Raw genomic sequence first — 26619 nt, 5'->3', positions numbered from 1 at the left:
GGGTGCGCATTCATGCGCACCTGGAAACCAGGTCGCCATAAATGGCGCCCCTACAAAATACCGGTTTCAACGCTGAAATGGCGCTGTTCGCCAGGTGCCAGCTCAATCAGCGTGCCGGCGCGCTGCGCAGCTTTGAAACCTTCCGGGCGGCAGGTTGACGGCAGCACATAGGCAGCGACCTGCTGATCGCGGTTGTGCAGCATCCAGCGCGTGGCGTGCGGGAATTGCTGGCTGGAGAAGCGCGTCATCAGGGCAAATCCCTGCGGTGAGTGCAGTTCGAACTGCATCTCATCGCCGTACTGCTGGAGATCGTCCGCAAAGAACACGATCTCCGGATCGCACATCTCAGGTTGATCCAGCTGCTGAAACGCCTGCGGATCGCGCGACAGCCGATCGGTATACGCGCGCCACTGCGGTGTAGGCTTCACGTGTGCCGGGATCGAACTGCGCAACTGGAAAGCATCGGTCGGGATCGACTGCTGGAAACGGCCTTGATCCAGCCAGGCGCTGTTCAGATGACACATATACTGCAGCGGCATCGGCGCACCAGCCAGGTTGGTGACGTTCATCTCAATGTGCAGGCGCGCTGCATTGGCCTCAAGCCGCACCGCCGGTGCGGCAAGATAGTGATGGCCGAAGCCCTTCACATACTCGGTTTCGCCCTCCAGCGACACGCGATCCTCCTCCAGCACCATCCATGCACTGTCCATGCGTGCGCAGGCCATTTCGCCGTGCAACGGATGATCGTCATCCTCTGCCGGGCAACCGTTGGCCAGCAGTCCGGAGTGGAAAGCAAAACAGCCGTAGGTATCAATGATCGAACTGCCGGGCAGCGGCTGCTTAAAGCTGTGGCCCATGGTCAGCGAATGGCCGTCAAAGTTGGCGTCCCACACCATCTGACCGTAAAACGGCAGCACGATCACCGTGCCGCGTGGGTTGCTGATGCGCACCGCTTCCACGCCGGCGGGATAGCGAAACAGCTCGACGTGGAACGTTTCGTTACGCAGCAGCGTGGCGGGCGTCTCGTGAAACTGCTCACGACGTAATGGTAAACGGGTTTTCATGGCATCTCCTCGACTAAACGACCCGCTGCTTCCGCCTGCTTTTTATGGCGCAGCTCGCCCCAGAAGAAGTAACCGACCCAGGCGAAGCACAACAGCGAAACGCCGAACGCCAGCTGCATGGATCCCAGATGATCGGAGACGAAGCCCTGAATCGCAGGAATAAAGGCGGCACCGACAATCGACATCACGATAAACGCGCCCGCCACTTCGGTGTATTTATTATCGACAGTCGCCAGCGTACCGGCATAGATCGTCGCCCAGCATGGACCAAACAGCGCGCTGACAAAGATCGCGGCATACACGGCACTAAAGTTCGGCACAAACATCACATACGCCAGCGCGAGAACACCCAGCAGCGAGTAGGCAATCAACACTTTCTCCGCACGGAAGCGCGTCATCAGGAAGTTGGCGATAAATTTACCGATAAAGAAACCGATGAAGCTATAAATCATGAAGTTAGAGGCATGACGCTCATTGATCGCGCCAAGCGTCAGCGCCAGACGAATGGTGAACGACCACACCGCCACCTGCATGCCGACATACAGGAACTGCGCCACAATGCCGCGTTTGAAGTGACGATTCGCCGCCAGATAGCGGAAGGTCTCGCCGAGCGACGGCAGGGATTTTTCACTGCTTTCCGGCTTACAGCGCGGATAGCGGGTGAACAGGAACAGCAGCATCACCACCACCAAAACCATCACCAGATATTTGTAGGGTTCCAGCGTATGCTCGAGCATGGTGAGACGGAACGCATGCGCCTGTTCCGCGTTCATGCCCGCCAGCTGACTTTCCAGACTGTCGCCCTCCTGGAACACCAGATATTTGCCCAGCACGATCCCCATTAATGCACCGACTGGATAGAACGTCTGGCTGATATTGAGGCGCAGCGTGGCGTGATCGCGATGACCAATCATCGAGCTATAGGTATTGGCGGCGGTTTCAAGGAAGCTCAAACCGATGGCGATGGCGAAAATCGCTGCCAGGAACATGGTATAGGTCGCCATGTGCGAAGCGGGATAGAACAACACGCAGCCCACGATATACAGCGCCAGTCCCAGCAAAATCGCCAGTTTATAGGTGGCTTTGCGAATCACCAGCGAGGCCGGAATGGCGATCAGGAAATAGCCGCCGTAGAATGCACTCTGCACCAGCGCGCTGGCGAAATCGCTTAAGGCGAACACGCTTTTGAACTGGGTGATCAGGATGTCGTTCAGACTCGCCGCACAGCCCCACAAGGGGAACAGGCACGAGAGCAAAATGAACTGGAACAGCGGCGTTTTATTCAGATAGCCATCAGATTGCTGAACAATGTTCGGTTGCATAACTCGACCTCAGTGAACGTTGAGAAAACGCTGGAAGGTTTCCGCGTCGGGATAGGAGCGCTGCGTGCCGCGACCGGTCACGCTGCAGGCGGCATAAGCAGAGGCTTGCGCCATCGCGGCCGGAATATCGCCGCTTTTCACCAGCGCGTGGGCGAAGCAGCCGATAAAGGCATCGCCCGCGCCGCTGGTGTCCACCGCTTTTACCGCCGTGGGTGCAACCTGATGCACATTGTCGCCAGACATCCACAGCGAACCGCGTCCGCCCAGCGTGATGATCAGGTTTTTCAGCCCACGTTTAAGCAGCGATTGCCCCGCCAGCTTCACCTCTTCATCGGTGGTGACCGGCATACCGGTGAGGATCTCCAGCTCGGTTTCATTCGGCATGAAAAAGTCGCATTTGCAGGCGTATTCGATATTGAGATCCGCTACCGCCGGTGCCGGATTGAGGATCACTTTGATGTCGTGCTGACGGGCAAAATCAATGGCGTAGTAAACGGTTTCCAGCGGGATTTCCAGTTGCAGAATGATCAGCTGGCAGCTTTTCAGCGCCTCGGCGGCGGCATCAATATCCGCCGGTTTCAGCTGCTGGTTGGCACCTTTGATAATCAGAATGCGGTTCTGCGACTGATCGTCAACGAAGATCGGCGCCACGCCGCTGGAGGTGCCTGGCTCGGTGGTGACAAAACGGGTATCCACGCCCTGCTGTTGCAGATTGGCCACGGTATTCGGCGCAAACAGATCGTCGCCGACTTTGCTCACCATCATCACGCTGGCGCCCATCTTCGCCGCCGCCACGGCCTGATTAGCACCTTTGCCGCCACAGCCGATAGCAAAATCAGGTGCTTCCAGCGTTTCGCCCGCTTTCGGCAACTGATTGGTATAGGTAATGAGGTCCACCATATTTGACCCAATAACCGCAATATCCATTGTTTTCTCCCGGTGAATTTTTAGCTTTATAATGTTATTAAAATAACAATATCAGGTTAATAAAGTTAATTATGTGATAAATTTCACACCTCGACACCCTGATAAAAAGCCGATAAACAGCCATTCATTCATGGAAATGAATGTTATTATTCTAACAACGCAACAACATTGGGCAGGCAACCTGGCGGCGAGCGAAGCGGCTAGAGGGCAACACATTGGCGGCACTGCGTGAGGTTTGCGGGCCGATCTCATTACAGGTAAGATTGAAAACTGGCCTGCTGAATACGTCGCAAATCATTAAAATATGTGAGATTTATCGTGATTTTTGACCAGGCTACTTCGACTTCAGGATTAATTACGCAGAGATGATCATGGAAACCCGGCGCGACGAACGTATTCACAAGTTGGCTCAGGCGCTGAAACGCACCGATAAACTGCATCTGAAAGACGCGGCGCAGCTGCTGGGCGTGTCGGAAATGACTATCCGCCGCGATCTCACCGAACCGGCTTCAACCGTAGTGCTGCTGGGCGGCTATATCGTTAGCGATCCCAAAAGCCACGCCGGGCACTACTTCATCTCCGATCAGCACGGTCAGAACGCCGCACGCAAGCAGCGCCTGGCGCAGGCTGCTGCGGATCTGATCAGTGAAAATGACACGGTGTTTTTTGATTGCGGCACCACGCTGCCCTACATCGTGGATGCGATCCCTGACACCTTGCCGTTCACCGCCATCTGTTGCGCGATGAACACTTTCCTGGCGCTGAAAGAGAAACCGGCCTGCAATGTGATCCTGAGCGGCGGCGAGTTCCACGCCGACAACGCGCTGTTCACGCCGATTGGCGCGCATTCGATCCTCGACGATCTCTGCCCGACGCTGGCGTTTATTTCAGCGGCAGGCATCGATCAGGAACAGGGCGCAACCTGCTACAACATTAACGAGCTGGCGATGAAGCACCACGCGATGCTGCGCGCACGTCAGCGCGTGCTGGTGGCGGACAGCAGTAAATTTGGCAAAGTGCTGCCGGCGCGCATTGGTGAACTGCGTCGTTTTGATTTGCTGGTCAGCGATAGCGCGCCCGAACCGGTGCTAAAGAGCTGGCTGGCGCAACAAAACATCCCGCTGCGTTTGCCATAAGTTGATGATATTGCATGTGGTCACCATAAATCGCGACCCTACAAAAGCGTGCAGATGTGTTGTAGGGTCGCCATTTATGGTGACCGATAAAGACCGCGGCAAGCCGATGTATGATGGGTATGAATAAAAGGTGAAAACAGCTAAACTTCTGCATCTGAAGTCCATAACTCACAGACCAAAAGGCTCAATCCAACGTGGCTCAATTCGTCTATAGCATGCATCGCGTCGGCAAGGTCGTTCCGCCGAAGCGTCACATCCTGAAGAATATTTCTCTTAGCTTCTTCCCTGGAGCAAAAATCGGTGTACTCGGCCTCAACGGCTCGGGTAAATCGACGCTGCTGCGCATCATGGCCGGTATCGATACCGATATTGAAGGGGAAGCACGCCCGCAGCCGGGCATCAACGTGGGTTATCTGCCGCAGGAACCGCAGCTGAACCCGGAGCACACCGTGCGTGAATCCGTTGAAGAAGCAGTTTCCGAAGTGGTTGGCGCGCTGAAGCGTCTCGACGAAGTGTATGCGCTGTATGCCGATCCCGATGCGGACTTCGATAAGCTGGCCGCTGAACAGGGTCGTCTGGAAGAAGTGATCCAGGCGCATGATGGTCACAACCTCGATACCCAACTGAACCGTGCGGCTGATGCGATGCGTCTGCCAGACTGGGATGCCAAAATCGCGACCCTTTCTGGTGGTGAGCGCCGTCGCGTGGCGCTGTGCCGTCTGCTGCTGGAAAAGCCAGACATGCTGCTGCTCGACGAACCAACCAACCACCTGGATGCCGAATCCGTGGCGTGGCTCGAGCGCTTCCTGCACGACTTCGAAGGCACCGTTGTGGCGATCACGCACGACCGTTACTTCCTGGATAACGTGGCTGGCTGGATTCTGGAGCTGGACCGCGGCGAAGGTATTCCGTGGGAAGGTAACTACTCTTCCTGGCTGGAGCAGAAAGATCAGCGTCTGGCTCAGGAAGCGTCTTCTGAAGCGGCGCGTCGCAAATCTATCGAGAAAGAGCTGGAGTGGGTGCGTCAAGGCGCGAAAGGCCGTCAGTCCAAGGGCAAAGCCCGTCTGGCACGCTTTGAAGAGCTGAACAACACCGATTACCAGAAGCGTAACGAAACCAACGAACTCTTCATTCCACCTGGCGCACGCCTCGGCGACAAAGTGCTGGAAGTGACCAACCTGAAGAAATCGTATGGCGATCGCGTGCTGATCGACGATCTGACCTTCTCGGTACCGAAAGGTGCGATTGTCGGTATCATCGGTCCGAACGGCGCGGGTAAATCAACGTTGTTCCGCATGATGTCAGGTCAGGAGCAACCGGATTCCGGCACCATCGAGCTGGGCGAAACCGTCAAGCTGGCATCGGTTGATCAGTTCCGTGACGCGATGGACAACTCCAAAACCGTGTTTGAAGAAGTGTCTGGCGGTCAGGATATTATGCGCGTGGGCAACACCGAGATGCCAAGCCGTGCTTACGTTGGTCGCTTCAACTTCAAAGGCACCGATCAGGGCAAACGCGTTGGTGAATTGTCAGGTGGTGAGCGCGGTCGTCTGCACCTCGCCAAGCTGCTGCAAGTCGGCGGCAACCTGTTGCTGCTCGATGAACCCACCAACGACCTCGACATCGAAACCCTGCGCGCGCTGGAAAACGCCCTGCTGGAATTCCCAGGCTGTGCCATGGTGATCTCGCATGACCGTTGGTTCCTCGACCGTATCGCCACCCACATCATCGATTATCAAGATGAAGGCAAGGTGGAGTTCTTCGAAGGTAACTTTACCGAGTACGAAGAGTACAAGAAACGTACCCTCGGCGCCGACGCGCTGGAGCCGAAACGTATCAAGTACAAGCGTATGGCGAAGTAAGGCTTTTGCTGTGAAAAAGGCGCCGCATGGCGCCTTTTTTTATGGCTGAATCAACTGCCCAGCATCTGCTTCACTAACTCGACGCAGCGCAGGAAGCGCGTGTCGTAGTCATCTTCTTTAACGTGAACAAACTCGATATTGTTTTCACGCAGCATGGTGATCAACATGGTCTGGAATTCGCGGCGATCCATGGAGCTGCCGAGGCTGCGCAATCCATCCGCCACCCAGGGCACGTTATTTTCCAGCAAGATCACCAGGTCGAAACGGTACTCATCAATCAACGCCTGCACAAACGGGTGCTCGCGTCCTTCATACTTGAGGCAAAACGCCTGCGTGGTGATGAAATCGGTATCGATAAAGGCGACTTTACTGGCGTACTTCACCGCGAAGTCGATGTACTGCGCCTGGCCCAGCGCGATTTTGTCGTAGTCGGAATATTGCAGCGCCATCTCGTCGCCACCGAGGTGCGAGAAAACATAATCGCGGCCATATTCCCATGCGCTGGTGGTGTTGAAGATATTCGCCAGCTTGTTCACCAGCGTTGATTTGCCGCTCGACTCGCCGCCCAGCACCGCCACGGTGCGCACGAAGAACGGCTTCACTTCGGTTGGGATGTATTCCCAGTAGCGGAACGGATCCTGACGAATCTGGCCGCCGCTGATGTTCATAAAGGATCGATTAGGATCGATCACCACCGCCGGAATGCTAAGGTGCTGCTCATACATCGCGGCATCGGGTTCTTCACTGGTGTAGACACAATTTGGTTCGATGCCCTGCTCAGCCAGAAAGGTTTTAACGCCGCCGCTCCACACATCCCAGCCGTGCGGATACGGTTCAATGCCCTCTTCGTCGAACGAATGGATGCGGATATTTTTCTGATATTTGAAGGTTTGTAGTAACCAGCGTAACCGATCGCTGATGGTCGGCTGCTGCGACATGGCGCTGTTTTCAAACAGTTCACGATCGCGCGGATCGTCGTGGCCCATGATGATATGCAGTTCATCGACCTGACTGCAGGCGCGCTGGATCAGATAAATATGGCCGGTATGCAGCGGATAAAATTTACCGAACACCACACCCACGGTTTTATCACGGCGCGGAAATTCCAGGCCAAGAAAACGGTGCAGCGCTTCCAGCTTCTGCGCGCTCGGGCTTTTGATTTTGGCGTTGAGCAGCTGGCTTAAGTAGCCTTTGGTCATTCCGCTGGCGTCGGCAACCTGCTGCAGCGTGTGGCCTTGCTGGCGAATGGCTGTTTTCAGGTAGTCAAATGATGACATTGCGTGCCTCCTGCGTGGAATAAAGGGCGGTGCGGCCTTTAAGACGGTGCGCATAAATGCGCACCCTACAAATGTAGGGTCGGCATGAATGCCGACCGGGAAAACTTACAACTCATCCAGAATCGCTAACGCATCCGCCAGCTTCTTCGCGCTGTACACCTTCATCCCTTCTACCGGTTTCTTCGGTGCATTACCGGCCGGAACGATGGCGCGCTTGAAACCGTGCTTCGCCGCTTCGGAAATCCGCTCCTGACCGCTCGGCACCGGGCGAATTTCGCCGGCAAGGCCCACTTCGCCAAAGATAACCAGATCCTGCGGCAGCGGACGATCGCGGAAGCTCGATACCATCGCCATCAGCAGCGCCAAATCGACGCTGGTTTCGGTGACTTTTACGCCGCCGACCACGTTAACAAACACATCCTGATCCGCCATCTGCAAGCCGCCATGGCGATGCAGCACCGCTAACAGGATCGCCAGGCGATTCTGCTCCAGCCCAACCGCGACGCGGCGTGGATTGCCCATCATCGAATGGTCCACCAGCGCCTGAATCTCGACCAGCAGCGGACGCGTGCCTTCCCACAGCACCATTACCGAACTGCCCGAGGTGATCTCATCACCGCGTGACAGGAAGATGGCTGAAGGATTGCTGACTTCGCGCATGCCTTGTTCGGTCATGGCAAACACGCCCAGCTCATTCACCGCGCCAAAGCGGTTTTTATGACTGCGCAAGGTACGGAAACGGGAATCGGCGTCGCCATCCAGCATCACCGAACAGTCGATACAGTGTTCCAGCACCTTCGGACCGGCCAGCGAACCGTCTTTGGTGACGTGACCGACCATAATGATCGCCACGCCGCGCGTTTTGGCGAAGCGCGTCAGGTACGCCGCCGTTTCACGCACCTGCGCCACGCTGCCGGGCGAGGATTGGATCTCCGCCATGTGCATCACCTGGATCGAGTCGATCACCATCAGTTTCGGCTGCTCCTGCTCGGCGATCAGACAGATCTGCTCGATGCTGGTTTCCGACAACATGTTGAGGTTTTCGGTGGGTAATCCCAGACGATGGGCGCGCATCGCCACCTGTTGCAGTGATTCTTCGCCGGTGACATACAGGGTTTTCATCCCTTCCGCCAGCTTGCACATGACCTGCAGCAGCAGCGTCGATTTACCGGCGCCCGGATTACCACCAATCAAGATGGCGCTGCCCGGCACCACGCCGCCGCCCAATACGCGATCGAACTCTTTGAAACTGGTAGAGAAACGCGGCAGGGCTTCGAGGCTGATCTCTGAAAGCTTCTGCACGCGGCTCACGCCCGCGTTGCCGCCGGCATAACCGCTCAGACGCTCGTTACGCGCCGCCGCAGGCGAGGCGGCAATGCGCACCTCGGTGATGGTGTTCCACGCATGGCAGGCGCTGCATTGCCCCTGCCAGCGCGGATAATCAGCGCCGCATTCGTTACAAACGAAGGCGCGTTTTGCCGCTTTGGCCAAATCAAATCCTCAGTTAACGCTCTTCGTGAATCAGGCTGCCGGTCAGGATGCAGAACACGCCCATCAGGTCAGCATGGCGGATGATGATTTCCGTCTGCTCATTCACTTTAGGTTTAGCATGATAGGCGATACCCAGCGCCGCCGTTTTAATCATCGGCAGATCGTTGGCACCATCGCCAATCGCCACGGTCTGTTCCGGGGCAATATTAAAGCGCTCGGCAAGATCGTTCAGGGTATCGGCTTTAAATTGGGCATCGACAATCTGTCCCAGCACCTGGCCGGTCAGCTTGCCGTCGCGAATTTCCAGCTCGTTGGCCACCGCCGCAGCTAAATGCAGCGTCTGGCGCAAATAGTCGGCGTAGAAGGTGAAGCCGCCCGAGGCGATCGCCACCTGCCAGCCCAGCGCCTGCAGTTTCTGCACCAGCGTGGTTAAGCCTGGCATCAGCGGCAGCGCGTCGCGCACCTGCATCAGGATATTGGCATCCGCGCCCGCTAAAGTGCCGACGCGCTCGCGCAGGCTGGCTTTGAAATCCAGCTCGCCACGCATGGCGCGTTCGGTAACTTCCGCCACCTGCTCACCGCAGCCCGCCAGCTTGGCGATCTCATCGATGCACTCAATCTGGATCGCGGTGGAATCCATGTCCATCACCAGCAAGCCAGGGGTTTTCAGATGCGGGATTTTGCCGAGCGGCGCGACATCAAAACCGGCTTCATGCGCCAGTTTGCTGGCGCGCGGCGTCAGCGAGCCTGCCAGACGTATCACCTGATACTCATCGACATTCCAGGCGCTGACGATCACCATCGCCGCACCCAGCTTATGCTGATAATCGGTGAGTTTTTGTTTATCGAGCCCGCGCCCATACAGCAACCAGCCAGTCCGACCGGCACGGTAATCCAGCGGCATCACTTCATCACCGCTGAGGGAAAGGGGTAAACCCGGCCAAAGTGAAACATCGGCGGGCAGATCGCACCAGGTAAGACGATTTGGCATTACAGCTCCTGTAGGGACAACAAAACCACGCAAGAGGCTACCTTGTCTGCGCGGGTTCTGGCAACATAATTGCCAGCCTTTCTGCTGTTACATCACACGGGTTTCTGATGGTTAAAACCGCACTGAAATTTCGCCTGCATCGCACGGTGATTGTTCTTATCTCGCTGGCTCTGTTAGTGGTTCTGATGCAAGGTGCATCCTGGTTTAGCCTCGGCCATCAAATGGCACGCTCTGAACAAGTGGAAGAACTGGCGCGCACGCTGACTAAACAGGTGGCGTTTAGCCTTAAACCGTTGATGGATAACAGCGACGATAACCGCACGCAGATTGCCGCGATCCTCAATCAGATGACCGATAACAGCCGTATTCTTGATGCCTCCGTTTACGCCGATGATGGCAGCCTGGTGGCGCACAGCGGCGAAAGCATTAATGTGCGCGATCGCCTGTCGCTGGATGGCAAACGCGCCGGTAGCTACTTTAACCATCAAATTGTGCAGCCGCTGGAAGGCAAAGATGGCCCGCAAGGTTTTCTGCGCGTCACGCTGGATACCCACGTGCTGGTTACGGAATCGCGTCAGGTGGATAACACCACCAACATCCTGCGCCTGATGATGTTACTGGCGCTGGCCATCGGCATTATCCTGACGCGCACCCTGCTGCGTGACCGCCGCACCCGCTGGCAGCAATCGCCGTTCCTGCTAACGGCGAGCCGCACGGTGAAAGAGGATAAAGAGAAAGAGGAAGAAGAGACGCAGACGGCAATATCAGAGACAGAAAAAGAGCGTTAACGATCTCTCCGTTTCCTCCTCAGCACCTTCATGAATAGATTCGTGAATAGATTCGTGAATAGATACTTGAATAGATTTTTTGCACAAAAAAGCCCGCACAGCGGGCTTTTTAGCATCATCACAATGATAACGGTGAATAGATACTTTTAATCTTTGGTCAGAATCGCTTCCAGCTCGGCCAGCGTCTTTACTTGCCAGGTCGGCGTGATGTGATCGGGTAACGGACGCGTACCGTGATCGATCCAGCAAGTCTTGAGACCGGCATTCATGCCGCCGAGAATATCCGATTCCGGCGTATCGCCGACCATCAGCACGCGGCTGCGATCCGGATTGCCCAACAAGGCCAGCGTATGGTCGAAGATCGCCACGTCAGGTTTCGGTACGCCAACTTCTTCAGAAATCACCAACGCATCAAACACATCGCGGAAACCGGTGCGCTCAAGGCGCGCCTGTTGTAGCGCGGTGAAACCGTTGGTGATGATGGCGATCTTCACCTTGCCTTTCAGCGTCTCCAGCAGATGCGCTGCGCCTTCCAGCGGCAGGCAGATATCGGCCATCGCGCTGAGGAAATCGCTGTTGAGCACTTCCGGCGCGACGCTGAGCTTTTCGCCCCACAAGGTGAAGCGGCGCGTTTGCAGCTGCAACGCGGAAATGGTGCCGTTCTGGTAATCGACCCACAGCGGCTTGTTGATCGCCTGATAATCGGTGTAATCCTGCGCGGAAAATTGCACGTCATAGCGGGCAAACATGCGCTGCAAACCGGCATAAGCATCGAAATGGAAAAGCGTGTCGTCTGCATCAAACAGGATGCAGTCCCAATCGTTTAGCATGGTGCTCCTTAAAGGGTTAGCGCCATAATGATGGCATCTTCTCGTCCGCTGGCAGTGGGATAATAGTTGGGGCGTACGCTCACCTGATGGAAATCCAGCTGCTCATACAACGCAATCGCCGGCGTGTTTGAGGCGCGCACTTCGAGCCACAGTGTCATGACGTCGCGCTGCTCGAGCTCAGCAATCAGATGCTGCAACAGCTGGCGCGCCAGGCCGCGACGCTGGAAATCGGGATCCACCGCAATGTTGAACAGCGAGGCTTCATCCAGCACCACCTGGGTGATGGCGAATCCGGCCAGCTTACCTTCAACATCAATACGGAAATTAACAAAACGATCGCCTTGATTGCTGCTAAACGTCTGCTCGCCCCACGGAAAGGCATGCGCGCGGCGCTCAATCGCCAGCAGCTGCGGCTGGTCTTCAGGGGTGACTAAAGAGATGGCTGTCATGGTTACACATTTGTTGCCACAGGGCGCGTTTTGCAGCGCCGCTGCTGATCAGTTCATTGAAAACGGCGGTGTTAAAGGTAATGCCGTTAAAGGGATGTTCGCTCTCGACGCCCAGCAGCCAGCCAGCGCAGTCGACCTGCTCCGGCAGCATTTGCAGCTGGTCTGGCGTTAACGCCATCACCTGCGCGGGTTGAAGGTTTAACGCGCGCAGCACGTCGCGAATCAGCGGTTCTTGTAGCGTCGGTGCCTGTTCGGCCACCAGAACCAAACGTGTGTCGGGCAAAAGCGTGACGGCAATTTCCCCTTGCAGCACGCGCGGACGCCGCAGCTGATACTGCGTAATCCCCATTTGCTGTAGAAGCCAGTCGCGCCTTGTGCTCATGCTATTACCCGTTATGCTGCCAGAATGCGACGCTATGCTAGCAAACCCATCGAACATGCGCCAACAAAGCACTATAATCCACGCTCTGATTTAACAGGAGCGTTCCATGTCTGCTTTTACCCCGGCCAGCGAAGTGATTCTGCGCCACAGTGATGAATTTACCGCCCGCCACGTATTGTTCGCTGGCGACTTGCAGGATGACCTGCCCGCCCAGCTAGAAACCGCGTCGAGCCGCGTGCATACCCAGCAATATCATCACTGGCAGAACCTCAGCCACCGCCTTGGTGAACGTGCGGTTTACAGCATGGTCGCAACCGCTGCCGATGTTGAAGGCTGCGATACGCTGGTTTATTACTGGTCGAAGAACAAACCCGAAGCGCAGTACCAGCTGCAAAACCTGCTCTCTCTGCTGCCGGTTGGCTGCGATATCTTCGTGGTGGGTGAAAACCGCAGCGGCGTGCGCAGCGCCGAAGGCATGCTGGAAGAGTGGGCAACGCTGGAGAAAGTCGACAGCGCGCGTCGTTGCGGCCTGTATCACGGTCGTCTCGATAAGCAGCCGACTTTTGATGCCAGCAGCTACGGCAATACCTATCAGCTCGAGGATCTCACCATCCATACCTTGCCGGGCGTATTCAGCCGCGATGGTCTGGATATCGGCAGCGATTTGCTGCTCTCCACGCTGACGCCGCACTTCCGTGGCAAAGTGTTGGATATCGGTTGTGGCAGCGGCGTGTTGGCGACCGTGATGGCGAAAGTGTCGCCGCGCGTGCGTCTGTGGCTGTGTGATGTGCATGCTGCTGCGATTGAAGCGAGTAAAGCCACGCTGGCCGCCAACGAATTGGAAGGTGAAGTGTTTGCCAGTAACGTGTTCTCTGACGTTACCGGCCGTTTTGACATGATCATCTCCAACCCGCCGTTCCACGATGGCCTGCAAACCAGCCTTGAAGCGGCCAACACGCTGATTCGCGGTGCGCTTAAGCATCTGAACAGCGGCGGCGAACTGCGTATCGTGGCTAACGCTTTCCTGCCGTATCCGCAAATTCTCGATGAAACCTTCGGCAATCACGAAGTGCTGGCGCAAACCGGACGCTTCAAAGTCTATCGCGCCGTCTACGGTCGCGGTGCCAAAACGCGTTAATTCAAGCGCGGCGGCAGAAACGTTGCTTTTTACAGCGATCGTTTTGCCGTCGCGAAATATGTGTTGACGCAATGAGTAAAATCTCTAAAATGCGCCTCCGTGGTTAGCAATACTTTAGGGTGTTGTTAGTTTGCGATGGTGGCGGAATTGGTAGACGCGCTAGCTTCAGGTGTTAGTGTTCTTACGGACGTGAGGGTTCAAGTCCCTCCCTTCGCACCAAACTAAAATCACACAGTTTATATCTGCGCACTGAGCGATGGTGGCGGAATTGGTAGACGCGCTAGCTTCAGGTGTTAGTGTTCTTACGGACGTGAGGGTTCAAGTCCCTCCCTTCGCACCAATGCGACGATATAAACAGACAACTAAGATGCGATGGTGGCGGAATTGGTAGACGCGCTAGCTTCAGGTGTTAGTGTTCTTACGGACGTGAGGGTTCAAGTCCCTCCCTTCGCACCAACAGTTGTCACTCCTTTCGAGCAGTAAATTCCCAAAAAGATTTCAACGAACTTCACGCTCTCAGCGTGATGTTGTCGTTTATGCGTTTTGATCAGATGACGTGGAAATTGACCGACACCGCTGCTAATCCACCCGCCAATGCCAGGCAAGACGGCAGCAACAGATAGTGACGCAGACGATGATGAAACAGCATCACCACGGTCAGCAGCAGCGCCACAATCATCACTATCCGCCATTGACTGAAACTCGGTTCCCATAACGCAAAAACCGGCATCGCTGCGCAGGGTAATAACACGCCCCAGCCGCTATCCAGACGTTTACCCATTATCCAGCTCACGCCCCACAGTCCGCAGGCGGCCATTATCGCCATGATCATTGCGCAACCCTCAGATGATAAATATTCGCATTATCATATGATAATATTTCTCATCCTGCAGCGAATTTTTTGTCGCAAGCCATGCCGGATGACAGAATTACTGGAAAATGCTAAATTGCCGCCGATAACAATATCGCTAACACAACAATAACGTGCTCTCTATCCGGGTAGGTAAACTATTACTTACGGGTAGCGCTTTGATATATCAGGGCTGTCACGAGAATAATAATGAAATTACAATCTTATGATGAGTTGAAACAGAGTAAATATCGGCTGTCGCTGATGCTATTTCTGTTTCTTAATGTCGCCGTTTCGCTTTTTTGCCTGCTGCCGATTTTAGGCAGCGACAGCCCAATACGCTCGCTGCCGGTGGCCATTGTGGCGGGCTTCAGCGCTACGCTGCTGGTTATTTGTTTAATGGCGTCAAAACATAAATTACCGCTACTAAATCCTGTCGCTTTTATATTGGGTGCGCTGTGGGCGTGGCATATTAACCACAGATATCATCTGGTTTACTATTTTGATGGCAGCTTTTTAATTATCAGCCTGTTAAGCGTTTTCTTTATCAGTGCCATTGCGCTGAGTGATTATTTGATCGCATTTTGTTTACACATCACGCCGCCGGTATTAACCGTGCTGTTATTGGATGATGGTCAGCATTTAATGATGATCTTATTCACCATTACGCTGCCGTTAATCGGCTTTTCACTGCACCATTTAATGCGTCGTCGCTTTGATACCTTTACCCGTCGGCTGGTGAGCCAGCTGTATGAGGAAAAAGAGAGTTTTAGCGATTTGAGCATGCTCGATCCGCTTACCGGCTTGTACAACCGCCGTGGATTAAAGAACCGCCTTGATACCATTATGGAAAACCACGCCGGCAGCCACTTTGTGCTGCTGCTGGATATCGACCATTTCAAAGCTTACAACGACAATTACGGCCATGCGATGGGCGATCAGGCGCTAGCGCGTGTATCCGTGGCAATCCGCGACGCGGTACGATCGCGCGATGTGGTGACGCGCTACGGCGGCGAAGAGTTTCTGGTGCTGATGACCAACGTGAACGCCTCGATTGCGATGAAACTGGCGGAGCGCATTCGTCAGTACGTGGTGGATTTGGAAATTCCGCATCGCTTTAATGAGAAAGTGTCGACACACGTCACCATCAGCGCGGGGATTGCGCCCATCTTCGATGAGGATTTTGATCAGGCGGTGGCCAATGCCGATCGCGCACTGTATGTGGCGAAAAATCAGGGACGTAACACCATTTTAGCGTGGGAAGATTTGCCGAAATTGACCCAGGCGAGTGACAACCTGGCGTAAGGTTTTGTTGGTTGCCATGAATAACGACCCTACGCTTACCTCGTCAAGCTTTGCCGTGTGTGCAGAAATGTTGTTCAAAACGACGGGAACGATTATCATTTGTCTCTCGATTCCCGTTATCACTCAGGACCGGCATGGCCATCATCACGCGTCAGGATCATCGCTTTAGCGAACATCCGCTGATCTTTATGCAGAGCGATCGCAGCTTAGCGAGCGCGCTGGAAGATCTGATGCGCGAACAAAGCAGCTACATGCTGGACAACCTCAAGCTCGGCCAGCCGGCACCCGCCGGGACCTTAACGCTGGCCGAGTGGTCAAGTCCGCTTCACTATCGCCGCCTGACGCAGCGCTACAGCGACTATCTCTATCGCGATCATCCCGATGTGCAGCAGGAAGCTAAGCCGCTGCAGTCGCTGTGGGCGCAATGGTATTTTGGTCTGCTGCTGCCACCGCTGATGATGGCGTTATTGCAGGAACCACGCGCGCTGAACTGCTCGCCGCATCTGATTCACGTTGAGTTCCACGAAAACGGCCATCCGTGCGCGTTCTGGCTGGATGTGCAGGAAGATGAGGATGCGCGCTACTTCAATGGCCAGCAGCGTATCGATCGCCTGATTCAGCAATGCCTGATGCCGGCAGTGAATGGCATGACACAGCACGGTGATATCAATGCAAAGCTCATTTGGAACAACATGGGCTTTTCGTTTTACTGGTTCCTTGGCGAGTTGAAAAACCAGTTGCCGGAAGAGACGATTTTGCAGTTAGAGCAGGCGCTATTTTTCACTCAGTCACTGCTCGATGGCAGCGATAACCCGCTGTATCGCACCATGATCCCGCGCAATGGCGAAATGGAGCGACGCAGCTGCTGCCAGCGCTATCGCATCCCCGATGTAGAACGTTGTGGTAACTGCACGTTAAAAGCGGTGTAGCACCCGCGCATTCTGTTACAGATTCTCCTTTTCTCCCGTTTACACTTTTCCAGGCTTATGGCATTTTTTTGGCTCTGTTTTTACCGGAGATAACAATGAGCCTGGAGTCGGTACGGCACTTCTTTGCCGAACATGCACCGGATATCGACATCATCGAGATGCCGGAAAGCACCGCCACCGTTGAGCTGGCCGCACGCGTTCATGGCGTTCAGCCTGGGCAAATCGCCAAAACCCTGTCGCTGAAAGTGAAAGATGCCATCGTGCTGATCGTCACGCGCGGCGATGTGCGCCTCGATAATCGCAAGCTAAAAGCCGCACTCGGCGCCAAGGCGCGCATGTTAAGCGTGGATGAAGTGGTGAACTGGACCGGACATCCGGTCGGCGGCGTTTGCCCGTTTGGGCTGGAAAATCCGCTGACCATTTATTGTGATGTGTCGCTGCGCAGCTTTGACGAAGTGCTGCCGGCAGCCGGATCGATTCATAGCGCGGTGCGCATTTCGCCGCAGCGCATGGCAGAACTCACTGCGGCGAAATGGGTTGACGTCTGCGAGGCGCTTTAATGCGACTCGCGCGCGGGGGCACCGGAGATTTCGATGCCGCGCGTCTCCCGACCAAACGCCACCAACACGCAAATCAGCACCGCCACCGTTCCGGCGACAATCGCCATCCCCAAACCGTAATTGCCGCCGTGTGCTTCGGCGATACGTGACTGCACCGTCGCATTCACTGAGGCGATCAAATTCCCCAGCTGATAAACAAAGCCCGGCAGCACCGCGCGCGCATTAGCGGGCACCAGTTCGGTGAGATAAGTCGGCACCACGCCCCAAGCGCCCTGCACCATAAACTGCATCAGAAACGCGCCGATACCGATCATCCATGAACCGCTGGAGAAGGCCCACAGCGGCAGCACCGGCAGCGCGAGGAACGACGCCAGAATAATTGCGCGCTTGCGACCAATCCGCTCGGACAATGCACCAAAGGTGATGCCGCCTAGCATCGCCGCGATGTTGTAGCTGATAGCAATGATGCTGACGGTGTGCGGATCGAACTGATGCTGCACTTTCAGGAAGGTGGGATAGAGATCCTGCGTACCGTGGCTGAAGAAGTTAAAGCAGGCCATCAGCAGCACCATATAAATACAGATTTTCCAGTGCTGCCGAATAATCGGCAGCAGCGCATTGCTCTCTTTGCGCTCGCGCGCCGCCAGCCACACCGGCGATTCCGGCACTTTGAAGTAGATAAACGGCAGCAGCAGAATCGGCAACGCGCCAATCAGGAACATACCGCGCCAGCCGACCGTTTCGAAGAACAAACCAAAAATCACCGACGCCAGCAGATAGCCGCACGGATAACCGGCCTGGAAGATGCCGGACATCAAGCCGCGCGAGCGATCCGGAATGGTTTCCAGCGCCAGCGACGACGCCACGCCCCAAATGCCGCCCATCGCCACGCCGTAAATCACGCGGAAACCAAGGAACGCCGTGAAGGTGGGCGACCATGCCGAAAGCAGTTCAAACGCCGAGAACATCACGATATTGAGCATCAGAATCGGTCGGCGGCCATATTTCTCCGCCAGCCGACCAAACAGCAGCGCGCCGATCGGGCGCACGGCGAGCGTGAGCATGATGGCGAGGGAAACATCGGAGACGCTGGTATGGAAATACTGGGCAAGATCGCTGAGGACAAACACTAAGATGAAGAAGTCGAACGCATCCAGCGTCCAGCTCGCGAAACTGGCAAAAGCCACGTTGCGCTGGGTCGCAGTCCAGTTGAACATGTCGGTATCCTGTCTGATTAGCTTCCGGATCGATGGCCGGATTTATAGTAGAAGTTACCGCGCGAATAATTTCACGGGTTACTATTATGTTAACTGTTTGTATATAGCATGTCAGAAAGGCGGGCTGTGGCGGGAATTGTCAGCGAGTGATTCGCGGTGTAAAAAAGCGTTTCATGTTGAAGAGGAAGGTCGCCATAAATGACGACCCTACAATGACGGACGCTACAACTGATTAAACGCCTTTTCGATCATCTCCAGCAGCAGCGCGTTATTGACGGTTTGAATTACATGCACCAACGCGCCAGTTTGCGGTGGCACGCCGATATCCAGACGCAGCGGCGTGCGATAACGCCAGCTTTTGCCGCGCGTGGCGCCGGGACGCAGCTCAATATCCACATAGTAATCCACGCCGTCGGCGACACGCTGATTCAGCAACCAGGCGACCACCAGCGCATCATGAATCCAGCAGCCTGGCAAATGACGGGTGCGAACCGAATAATCGATCCATGGGCGTAACGTCTCGCGCACAAACTGTGGCAATGGATGATCGTTGGCGGTAAGCCGCGTGAGATCCTGCTGCGTCAGCAAGGTTTGCGTGGTGGCGTCCATTGGTACCAGCGTGATGGTGGCGCCGCTGTGCAGTACCTGATGCGCCGCTTCCGGATCGAGGCCAAAATTGGTGTCTTTGATGTAATCATCCAGCGCAAACACGCCGCCCATAATCACAATCTCTGCCACCGATTCTGCCATTTGCGGATAACGCTGCAGCGCCAGCGCCACGTTGGTCAGCGGACCGATCGCCACCAGCGTAAACTCGCCGGGGTTGTCACAAATCAGTTGGCCCATTACGCCAGCCGCATCATGCCCATCCGCCGGAATACGCTGCGGCTGACGCACGCCGCGCCACAGTTCCCCGAGCTTTTCATCGGCAACGTGGTCAAGACGCGCACGCCACGGCGCAGGATCTTCGCGCAGTGCCTGCAAAGCGCCCTGCACCACCGGAATGTTGCGTCCCAATCGCTGTAGCAGATCTTTGGCGACCTGCGCACCCACCGCGCTCGGCGTGTTGCCGGTGACGGTGGTAATCAGTTCCAGCGACAGCGACTTTGAAGCCAATGCTAACGCCAGCGCAAGGCCGTCGTCGGTGTTAGCGCCCGCTATACCGTTTCCCGGATCACAATCGATAATCAATCTTTTCATAGTGTTATAGTTTTATTGTTGTTGAGTAAGCTGGCAGCCACAGGACTCACCGATTTCTAAATGGTGAGGGAATTCCGCCAGCTTCGCATCGCCATCCCAATTTTTGAGCATGGCAATCGCACTGCGCGCCATATCACGCAGCGGCTGACGAACGGTGGTGAGCGTCGGCACATGAAACGCCGACTGATCGGTACCGTTAAAACACACCAGCGCGACATCCTGCGGCACGCGCAGTCCATGCTCTGACAGCGCACGAATGCAGCCAATCGCCTGGCCTTCGTTACTGGTAAACAGTGCACGCGGCACACGACCGCTGGCCACCATGCGCTGCGCGGCGTCGTAACCGCCCTGCCGCGTGTAGCTGGCCGGAAAAATCATCGCCTCATCCGCCAGCAATCCTTTCTGCGCCAGCGCATCGCGCCAGCCCTGAATACGATCCTGCGCGTTAAGCATGTCTAGCGGACCGCTGATCATGCCTACCTGCTGATAACCGTGGCTGAGCAAATGCGACGTTACCTGACACGCCGCTTCACGCTCATTAACGCGCAGCATGCTGACGCCCGGACGCGGCTCAATGCGATCCAGCATCACCAGCGGCGTACCACTGACCTGAATCACATCAATATAGGGATGGCGATCGACGCTGTTGTAAAACAGGCCATCAACCTGACGATTTAACAGGCCCTGAATAATCTCCAGCTCGCGTTTGCGATCGTCACCGGCATCACCCAGCAGCATGACGTGGCCGTGATTCATCGACTCCTGCAACAGCATGTGCGCCATCGAAGCAACAAAGGGATTACCGATGTTCGGCACCACTAAACCAAAGGTTTTGGTGCTGCCCGAAGCCAGCGCGCGCGCCACCGCATTAGGGCGATAGCCGGTCTGCTTGATCGCCTCCAGCACGCGCTGACGCGTGGCTTCTGCCACCGGTCGCGGGCCGTTATTGATCACGTAACTGACCACCGCCACCGAGGTGCCGGCGATTTTTGCCACGTCGGTGCGCGTGACGTTTCCGGTTGGAGATTTCGCCATTCCTTTGCCCCTGCGTAAATGCCATTGGCCGGAATCGCCGGCCAATGGGGGTTTTGATTTACGCGATCCTGCTGGTCAGATGGCATCTTCCGGCAGATTAAGATCGCGTCCGCGCGTTTCCGGCGCCACGAAAGTGGTGAGAAAACCGATGCTGGCCATCGCCGTGAAGTAAACCGCAATCGGCCACCAGTGTCCGGTAAACGACAGCAGCGCCGCCGCCACTAATGGCGCGGTACCTCCTGAAAGGATAGATCCCAGCTCTTTCGCTACCGCCATCTTGGTGTAACGACGCTTCGCGCCAAACATCTCGACGCCCCACGCCGCCTGCACGCCGAAAATACCCAGCGATGCCAGCGCCATACCGACCACAATGACCGCCATCACAATCGCTGGATCGCGGCTGTCCATCAGGCTAAAGGCAGGCCAGGCGTAGAACATCAGCAATAAGCAGAAGCAGCGATAGGTAATGCGGCGACCAAAGCGATCCGACAGCCAGCCAGCAAACGGAATGATCAGGAAACCAAGTAAAGAGGCGATGAACACCGCTGTGGTGGGCACCGATTTGTCGAGCATCAGCACTTTGGCGACGTAACCGACAATGAAGCCCTGCGCCAGATAAGAAGGGCCGTTTTCGCCGATACGTAAACCGACCATGGTCCAGAAGGCGCGGGTGCGGCGCCAGAAGCTGCGCGTATCCACTTCTTCTTTCGCCTGCGCCAGCGTGGCGTTACGTTCGGCCTGCAATTCCGCCTGCTGACGTTCAAACACCGGCGTTTCACGTAGGTTGCGACGAATCCACAACGCCACCACCGCAATCAGCGCGCTGCTGAGGAACGGAATACGCCAGCCCCACGACAGCAAGCTCTCTTTGTCCATCTGGATCACTGCCAGCCAGACCAGCGACGCAATCAGCGTGCCGCTGTTTGAGCCCAGCGCAATCACCGACGACACCAATCCACGACGTTCAACCGGGGCATATTCGCCCAGCATCACCGTACCGCCGGACAACTCAGCGCCCGCCCCCAAACCTTGGGTAAACCGCAGCAGCACCAAACATGCGGGAGCCCAGACGCCAATGCTGGCATAGGAAGGAATCAAACCAATGAGTGTTGTGGAGGCGCCCATCAGAATGATGGTTGAGATCATCACCGTTTTGCGGCCCTTGCGATCGCCGATCCAGCCGAACAGCAAGGCACCAATCGGGCGGGCAATAAAGCCCACCGACCAGGTGGCAAAACTCGAGAGTAAGGCGATAGCCGGCGTAGCTTCCGGGAAGAAGACGTCACCAAAAATAATGCCGGCGGCGAGGCCATAGAGCGCAAAATCCGCATATTCCATCGCGGTGCCAAGCCAGCAGGAGAACGTGGCGCGCCAGAAATCTTTACGGCCGGAGGATGTTTCAAGCCGCGCATCGGCAGCTGAGGAGGATGTCAGTGAGCTTTGTTGCGAAACCGTCATAACCCAATCCCTGAATGAGGTAAAAACAGCAAACGCCCTTCCGTGGGTCAGTTCCCTTGCAACAAGCGGAACTCCCCGGTGGCGACGTTCAGTAGGCAAACCTGGATGAAAAATCAGTAATGAATTCCCTGGTGTTGGAATTCGCTTCTTCGCCTGTTCCCGCCGATGTAATTTTCATCGATCGCATTAGTGAGGCAAATGTAACTGGGTCATCTCAAGGCCAACTTCGTCTCTGGCACCGTGAGTTATCACTGTGGATACAGTCTATCTACGCGCGTAGATAAATCAAGTGATAATAGAGAAATTTATTAGATAAACTTCACTATAACTCATGAAAACAAGGCAAAAATGGCGTCAAATCATGACATTACATCTAATGCATGGCGCAAGAATTGTCTTATTGAAGCTTGATTGACGATTATTGCTTACCATTTAACGGCGCAGGCTAACGCTTCATCGCGCTGTTTTTCGCACAGTTCAGTTAAGGTTTAATGACAAGCAGGCAATACTCTTAAATCCCGTCATGGATGCGCGAGTTGCTCAACCTCTGCATTACACTGGAGCAATATTACAGGAGCGCTATGACCATTATTCTTATGCGACACGGTAAACCCGATCATCCGGTCACTGGGCGCTTCACGGCTCGGGCGCTGGCCGACTGGTGTGAAGGTTACGATCAGGCTGATATTTGCGACTCCCCGCCGCCGCGCAGTCAAACCATTGCGCGCCTCGCGAGTGTGATCGCCACCAGCCCGCTGCCGCGCGCCCGTTCGTCATTAACGCGTCTGGGTTTACAGCCGCACGCGGTGGATGAGGTTTTTAGCGAAGTGGCGATACCGACGTTGCCTTTTGAGCGTTTGCATCTGCCGCTCAACGTCTGGCTGGCGCTATTACGTTTGTTGTGGCTGTGCGGCTATGCCGGCCATGTCGAATCGGTGCAGCATGCACGTCAACGCGCCCGTCTGGCGGCAGATAAACTGGTGGCGCTGTCGCAGCAAGGCACGGTGTTGTTAGTTGGTCACGGCATCATGAACAAGCTGATTGCGCGCGAGTTACGCAAGCGCGGCTGGCAGGCCGAAAAACATGCCAGCAGCCGCCACTGGAGCAGTGCGATTTATCATCGTCCATTCATTTAAGTTGGAAGTAGCTCAGCACCTCACAACCGGTACCGGCTTGCGGCGTGGCAATCACCTTCATCTGCTGCAGATCAATCAGGCTGAGCGAACCGTCGCCCTCATTCGCAATCAGCAAGCTGCGATTATCCTCACTGAAGCAGCCATCCATCGGCTTATTGCCAACCTGAATATCGCCGAGCGGATTGAGCAGATCGTCAAACAGCGTCACCACCGGTTCTTGATCGCCAATCGCCACCAGCCGCTCGCCGTTGCCACTGAAGCGCACCACCTGACAGGGTTGCTGATGGCCCGGCAAGGCCAGGCGCTGGCGGATGCGATGACTTTGCCGATCCACCACATACAGCAGCGGGGCATCGGCAGCGCTCGCCACCAGATAAGGATGTTTAGGCGAGGCGGCGATACCGGAAATCGGGCCGGGCATCAGGATGTTGTCGATAATCCGCCCTTCCGCCTCACACAGATCCACCACGGTAATGCTGGCGTCCTCTTCATTTTCGGTAAACAGCTTGCGGCCGCTGGGCGACAAGGTAAGTCGGTGCGCATTGTGCGAAGGCAGCTGAATAGTTTTCTCCACGCGATCGCTAACCGGATCAATCACCGCCACCACCGCGCTGTTTTCACAGCAGAGATAAACTTTGCCGTCACGTCCTAACTGGCCGCTGTGCGGTGCCTTTAACGGCGACAGATCGATAAAACCGCTGATCTGCCGAAGGCGCAAATCGATGATCGCCACTTTGTGGCCAGGATGCGGATTGTCGCCGTGAATGCCGTCGCCGTAGATCGGCACGTACGCTTTTTCCAGCTGTGGCAGCATCAGAAGCTCGTGTGGACGCGGCGGAAAGGCATTTAACGCTTGCTCAACGGCAAAGGTTTCGGGATTGAGAAACAGCACGCGATTGCCCTGCTTATCGACAGCCAATAATCCACGGTTGTGTCGCTGCATAGTGTCTCCTTTAGTTGATCACCTGCTTTAAGCGTAGCTAACCCTCACTCAGGGTGGGATTTTCCCGGCAGACCAGCGAAAAATGCAGCCAGGTTAACACGTGATCTCACGCGCACTTTTTAATCTCACCCGCGACTTACGCCATGCCACGCTTATTTTATTAGGAATAGTCTTAATGAGATAAAATAGAATCACCAACAATTCACGCAATTATTTATCGTTAATTTAAAGCTTAACGGATCCTTAATTTTCCGGTTTATCTGAAAGGATCAAAAAGTGATAGCCGCATCGCACAGAATGTTTTATTAAGCATAGGAGAGTACTTTTTTTTACACACAGCCTAAAGGACAATCAAGAGCGCTCAGCGCCGCTGATCAGGGACGCCTTGCCACCATAATCACAATAATCAGGTGCATCATGAATAAAAAACGCCTTCAGCCAGCGTTAACCCTCTGGCATAACTGGAAAAGACTCGCGTTTACCAGCCAGACTTTCCTGCAGAAAAAACAGTATACTGCGCTCTGTGCGCCGGAATACGATCCCAGCGAAGAGGACAATATCGTGTTACTTTCTGGCGAAAAAGATCTGCCAGAGATTCCAAAGAAAGTCTGGATGTATTGGGATAATGAATATTTACCGAAATCACTGGCGTTAAATATTAAAAATATTCGTCAGGATAATCCCGACCATGAAATCCATTTATTAAATCGTTTAACGGTAAAAGAAGTTTTACCGGATTTTATCTTCACCTCAAGCCAATTAACCGCCCAGCAAAGAAGCGAAGTGATTCGCCTGGAATTGCTGTTGCGCTATGGCGGCATTGCCATTGATTGCAGCACCTTATTATTTGAAGATCTCTCCTGGGTGCATCGCGCGCATCAGGAACGCCGTATGGATGTGATTGGTTATTACCACGAAAACGCCACCGTCAACTATCTCGCGCCAGTGATTGAGAGCTGGTTCCTGGCGGCGACTGCCAATAATCCGTTTATCCGCGAATGGCAAAAACATTACGCGCCGATCAAACATCTCGGCGAACAGAATTACTTCAGTGAATTGACCAAGCGCGATGATTATTCCCTGCTGACGCAGAAGATTGCGCAGCCGGAGCAGCAATTAGGTTCACTGGCGCAGCAGATCGCCATGCGCGAACATCGCCGGGTGAATCTCTACCTGCGCAAATGCGAGGCTAACGCCTATTACTATCAGCGTTTAAGCGGCTGGAAGAGCGAGGCGTTTGCCCATGCAGTGCTGTTTCATCAGCGTCCACTCACGCCACCACCGGTAATAAAACTCAGCGGCAATGAGCAGCTGCACCTCGACTTCAACCTGCGGCTCGGCCATTACAACCGCAGCAGTTTGTTGGGCCAGATGATGCAAACGCCTGCGCCGATCGCGCTGGCTTCACCCATCAACAAAGCGCGCGCGTAACCATTGGATAAAGGTGGTCACCGCCCGTGGCACCTGAGCGGCATACGGGCGTACCACCCACAACCGATCGGCGAAGGCATCCACCGCTTGCCACTGCGTCAGCACCTGCTGCAGCGTACCGCTGGCTAATGCCGCGCTGGCGCTGAAGTCCGGCAGCATCGCAATGCCCAAACCTTGCAATGCCGCATCCCGGATCGACTCGCTGTTGTTGGTGGCAAAATTACCCTGAATCTTTACCTGCACGGTTTCGCTGCCGCCGTCCGCTAATCGAAAACGCCACTGCGGCGACTCGAGTCCGCGCGGGTAATAAAGACAATTGTGCTGCTGCAACGCCTGCGGTGAATCCGGCAAACCGTTCTGCGCCAGATACGCCGGCGACGCCACCAGCAGCGCGCGGGTTTCACACAGCGGCAGCGCAACATGCGTTTCCGGCAGGCTATCGCTATGGCGAATCGCCAGATCAAAGCCTTCACTGCCGAGCGACACCAGACGATCGGTGACGTCCAGCTGCAAGCGCACCTGCGGATAGTCGCGCAAGAAATCGCCGATGATCGGCACCAGCTGCTGACGCGCAAACGCCACTGGCGCAGTCACGCGTACCATGCCACGCACCGGCCCCGCTTCATCACGTACGCTGAAAAAGCTCTGCGCGATATGCGCAAAGGGATCGCGCAGCTCATCCACCAGCTTTTCACCGGCGGAGGTCAGCCGCACGCTGCGCGTGGTGCGCTGTACTAACGCCACACCCGCCATCTTTTCCAGCTCTTTAATCTTCTGACTCATCGCCGCTTTGCTGACGTCTAATCGTTCCGCCGCGCGCGTAAAACTGCCGAGCTCAGCCAGCACGGTTAACCAGTGCAAATGGACCCAAAGGCTATCTGTTTTAATTTCTTTCATA

At 55.4% G+C, this 26619-nt stretch carries 25 protein-coding genes and 3 tRNA genes; 12 read left to right on the top strand and 16 right to left on the bottom strand.

Annotation, left to right across the window (positions count from 1 at the left end; genetic code table 11):
* Window positions 1-50: 50 nt before the first annotated feature.
* From AC6I8A_RS03430 to rbsK, 3 genes are read right to left on the bottom strand one after another with little or no spacing between them, the layout of a single operon-like run.
* Entirely contained in the window at window positions 51-1064 is a 1014-nt protein-coding gene (locus AC6I8A_RS03430) for an aldose 1-epimerase family protein (RefSeq protein WP_265301086.1), read from the bottom strand.
* Complete coding sequence (gene fucP, locus AC6I8A_RS03425; protein WP_479490178.1) at window positions 1061-2386, bottom strand: L-fucose:H+ symporter permease; 1326 nt, start codon at window positions 2384-2386, stop codon at window positions 1061-1063. Before fucP ends, AC6I8A_RS03430 begins: the two co-directional genes overlap by 4 nt.
* A gap of 9 nt (window positions 2387-2395) precedes the next feature.
* Complete coding sequence (gene rbsK / locus AC6I8A_RS03420) at window positions 2396-3313, bottom strand: ribokinase (protein ID WP_497818042.1); 918 nt, start codon at window positions 3311-3313, stop codon at window positions 2396-2398.
* Window positions 3314-3684: 371 nt separating this feature from the next.
* Between rbsK and deoR the strand changes: the two genes are divergently transcribed.
* Both deoR and ettA read left to right on the top strand, forming a co-directional pair.
* Entirely contained in the window at window positions 3685-4449 is a 765-nt protein-coding gene (gene deoR / locus AC6I8A_RS03415; RefSeq protein ID WP_312184446.1) for a DNA-binding transcriptional repressor DeoR, read from the top strand.
* A 194-nt stretch (window positions 4450-4643) separates the two neighbouring features.
* Window positions 4644-6311, top strand: coding sequence for an energy-dependent translational throttle protein EttA (ettA, locus tag AC6I8A_RS03410; protein ID WP_097095007.1), 1668 nt, complete (start codon window positions 4644-4646; stop codon window positions 6309-6311).
* Window positions 6312-6361: 50 nt separating this feature from the next.
* Here ettA and nadR read toward each other — a convergent pair whose 3' ends face one another.
* The 3 genes from nadR to serB all read right to left on the bottom strand — a co-directional run bounded on the left by nadR (window position 6362) and on the right by serB (window position 10070).
* Complete coding sequence (gene nadR / locus AC6I8A_RS03405) at window positions 6362-7588, bottom strand: multifunctional transcriptional regulator/nicotinamide-nucleotide adenylyltransferase/ribosylnicotinamide kinase NadR (RefSeq protein ID WP_497818041.1); 1227 nt, start codon at window positions 7586-7588, stop codon at window positions 6362-6364.
* A gap of 105 nt (window positions 7589-7693) precedes the next feature.
* A complete protein-coding gene (gene radA / locus AC6I8A_RS03400) occupies window positions 7694-9079 on the bottom strand; it encodes a DNA repair protein RadA (RefSeq protein ID WP_007886867.1) in 1386 nt (461 codons plus the stop codon).
* 13 nt (window positions 9080-9092) lie between these two features.
* Complete coding sequence (gene serB, locus AC6I8A_RS03395; protein ID WP_061718180.1) at window positions 9093-10070, bottom strand: phosphoserine phosphatase; 978 nt, start codon at window positions 10068-10070, stop codon at window positions 9093-9095.
* A 107-nt stretch (window positions 10071-10177) separates the two neighbouring features.
* On the opposite strand from serB, the gene AC6I8A_RS03390 reads away from it, so the two are divergent.
* Complete coding sequence (locus AC6I8A_RS03390) at window positions 10178-10858, top strand: YtjB family periplasmic protein (RefSeq protein ID WP_256698348.1); 681 nt, start codon at window positions 10178-10180, stop codon at window positions 10856-10858.
* Window positions 10859-11004: 146 nt separating this feature from the next.
* Here AC6I8A_RS03390 and yjjG read toward each other — a convergent pair whose 3' ends face one another.
* Genes yjjG through AC6I8A_RS03375 form a run of 3 tightly spaced genes read right to left on the bottom strand, consistent with a single transcriptional unit; the run spans window position 11005 to window position 12519 of the window.
* Window positions 11005-11688, bottom strand: a complete 684-nt coding sequence (yjjG, locus tag AC6I8A_RS03385; protein ID WP_256698346.1) for a pyrimidine 5'-nucleotidase — start codon at window positions 11686-11688, stop codon at window positions 11005-11007.
* An 8-nt stretch (window positions 11689-11696) separates the two neighbouring features.
* Complete coding sequence (gene rimI / locus AC6I8A_RS03380; protein WP_497818040.1) at window positions 11697-12137, bottom strand: ribosomal protein S18-alanine N-acetyltransferase; 441 nt, start codon at window positions 12135-12137, stop codon at window positions 11697-11699.
* Window positions 12109-12519: a DNA polymerase III subunit psi gene (locus tag AC6I8A_RS03375; protein WP_036647611.1), complete on the bottom strand. Its 411-nt coding sequence runs from the start codon at window positions 12517-12519 to the stop codon at window positions 12109-12111. Before AC6I8A_RS03375 ends, rimI begins: the two co-directional genes overlap by 29 nt.
* A gap of 106 nt (window positions 12520-12625) precedes the next feature.
* Between AC6I8A_RS03375 and rsmC the strand changes: the two genes are divergently transcribed.
* The 4 genes from rsmC to AC6I8A_RS03355 all read left to right on the top strand — a co-directional run bounded on the left by rsmC (window position 12626) and on the right by AC6I8A_RS03355 (window position 14113).
* Entirely contained in the window at window positions 12626-13657 is a 1032-nt protein-coding gene (gene rsmC, locus AC6I8A_RS03370; protein ID WP_008101784.1) for a 16S rRNA (guanine(1207)-N(2))-methyltransferase RsmC, read from the top strand.
* Between the two features lie 132 nt (window positions 13658-13789).
* Window positions 13790-13876, top strand: a tRNA-Leu gene (locus AC6I8A_RS03365).
* A gap of 34 nt (window positions 13877-13910) precedes the next feature.
* Window positions 13911-13997, top strand: a tRNA-Leu gene (locus AC6I8A_RS03360).
* A 29-nt stretch (window positions 13998-14026) separates the two neighbouring features.
* Window positions 14027-14113, top strand: a tRNA-Leu gene (locus tag AC6I8A_RS03355).
* A 91-nt stretch (window positions 14114-14204) separates the two neighbouring features.
* Here the strand turns inward: AC6I8A_RS03355 and AC6I8A_RS03350 are convergent.
* A complete protein-coding gene (locus AC6I8A_RS03350) occupies window positions 14205-14489 on the bottom strand; it encodes a DUF1435 domain-containing protein (protein WP_154181769.1) in 285 nt (94 codons plus the stop codon).
* A gap of 228 nt (window positions 14490-14717) precedes the next feature.
* On the opposite strand from AC6I8A_RS03350, the gene AC6I8A_RS03345 reads away from it, so the two are divergent.
* The 3 genes from AC6I8A_RS03345 to AC6I8A_RS03335 all read left to right on the top strand — a co-directional run bounded on the left by AC6I8A_RS03345 (window position 14718) and on the right by AC6I8A_RS03335 (window position 17301).
* Entirely contained in the window at window positions 14718-15812 is a 1095-nt protein-coding gene (locus AC6I8A_RS03345; RefSeq protein WP_256698344.1) for a GGDEF domain-containing protein, read from the top strand.
* Window positions 15813-15946: 134 nt separating this feature from the next.
* A complete protein-coding gene (gene fhuF, locus AC6I8A_RS03340) occupies window positions 15947-16741 on the top strand; it encodes a siderophore-iron reductase FhuF (RefSeq protein WP_436333431.1) in 795 nt (264 codons plus the stop codon).
* A 95-nt stretch (window positions 16742-16836) separates the two neighbouring features.
* Window positions 16837-17301: a YbaK/EbsC family protein gene (locus AC6I8A_RS03335; RefSeq protein ID WP_497818039.1), complete on the top strand. Its 465-nt coding sequence runs from the start codon at window positions 16837-16839 to the stop codon at window positions 17299-17301.
* Here AC6I8A_RS03335 and AC6I8A_RS03330 read toward each other — a convergent pair.
* The 4 genes from AC6I8A_RS03330 to AC6I8A_RS03315 all read right to left on the bottom strand — a co-directional run bounded on the left by AC6I8A_RS03330 (window position 17298) and on the right by AC6I8A_RS03315 (window position 22211).
* Window positions 17298-18518: an MFS transporter gene (locus AC6I8A_RS03330; protein ID WP_265301053.1), complete on the bottom strand. Its 1221-nt coding sequence runs from the start codon at window positions 18516-18518 to the stop codon at window positions 17298-17300. The genes AC6I8A_RS03335 and AC6I8A_RS03330 overlap by 4 nt on opposite strands.
* A 222-nt stretch (window positions 18519-18740) precedes the next feature.
* Window positions 18741-19718, bottom strand: a complete 978-nt coding sequence (locus AC6I8A_RS03325; RefSeq protein ID WP_497818038.1) for a nucleoside hydrolase — start codon at window positions 19716-19718, stop codon at window positions 18741-18743.
* Between the two features lie 12 nt (window positions 19719-19730).
* The gene (locus tag AC6I8A_RS03320; protein ID WP_497818037.1) at window positions 19731-20753 is read right to left on the bottom strand and encodes a LacI family DNA-binding transcriptional regulator; all 1023 of its coding nucleotides are present in this window, start codon (window positions 20751-20753) and stop codon (window positions 19731-19733) included.
* A gap of 75 nt (window positions 20754-20828) precedes the next feature.
* Window positions 20829-22211: an MFS transporter gene (locus AC6I8A_RS03315; protein WP_497818036.1), complete on the bottom strand. Its 1383-nt coding sequence runs from the start codon at window positions 22209-22211 to the stop codon at window positions 20829-20831.
* 581 nt (window positions 22212-22792) lie between these two features.
* Here AC6I8A_RS03315 and AC6I8A_RS03310 point away from each other — a divergent pair.
* On the top strand, window positions 22793-23347 hold the full coding sequence (locus AC6I8A_RS03310; RefSeq protein WP_265301046.1) for a histidine phosphatase family protein: 555 nt from the start codon (window positions 22793-22795) through the stop codon (window positions 23345-23347).
* On the opposite strand, the gene AC6I8A_RS03305 is transcribed toward AC6I8A_RS03310, so the two are convergent.
* The gene (locus AC6I8A_RS03305) at window positions 23340-24290 is read right to left on the bottom strand and encodes a YncE family protein (RefSeq protein ID WP_479490183.1); all 951 of its coding nucleotides are present in this window, start codon (window positions 24288-24290) and stop codon (window positions 23340-23342) included. The two genes, AC6I8A_RS03310 and AC6I8A_RS03305, sit on opposite strands and share 8 nt — an antisense overlap.
* Before the next feature lie 417 nt (window positions 24291-24707).
* Between AC6I8A_RS03305 and AC6I8A_RS03300 the strand changes: the two genes are divergently transcribed.
* Window positions 24708-25721 carry a glycosyltransferase family 32 protein gene (locus AC6I8A_RS03300; RefSeq protein WP_497818035.1) on the top strand — a complete coding sequence of 338 codons (1014 nt, stop codon included), beginning with the start codon at window positions 24708-24710 and terminating at the stop codon, window positions 25719-25721.
* Here AC6I8A_RS03300 and AC6I8A_RS03295 read toward each other — a convergent pair.
* Window positions 25695-26618 carry a LysR family transcriptional regulator gene (locus tag AC6I8A_RS03295; protein ID WP_436333423.1) on the bottom strand — a complete coding sequence of 308 codons (924 nt, stop codon included), beginning with the start codon at window positions 26616-26618 and terminating at the stop codon, window positions 25695-25697. The genes AC6I8A_RS03300 and AC6I8A_RS03295 overlap by 27 nt on opposite strands.
* Window position 26619 lies beyond the last annotated feature (1 nt).

This window comes from Pantoea sp. X-Soil-ISGK-275, from assembly GCF_059730795.1.
This window is presented reverse-complemented; position numbering and strand designations above follow the sequence as displayed.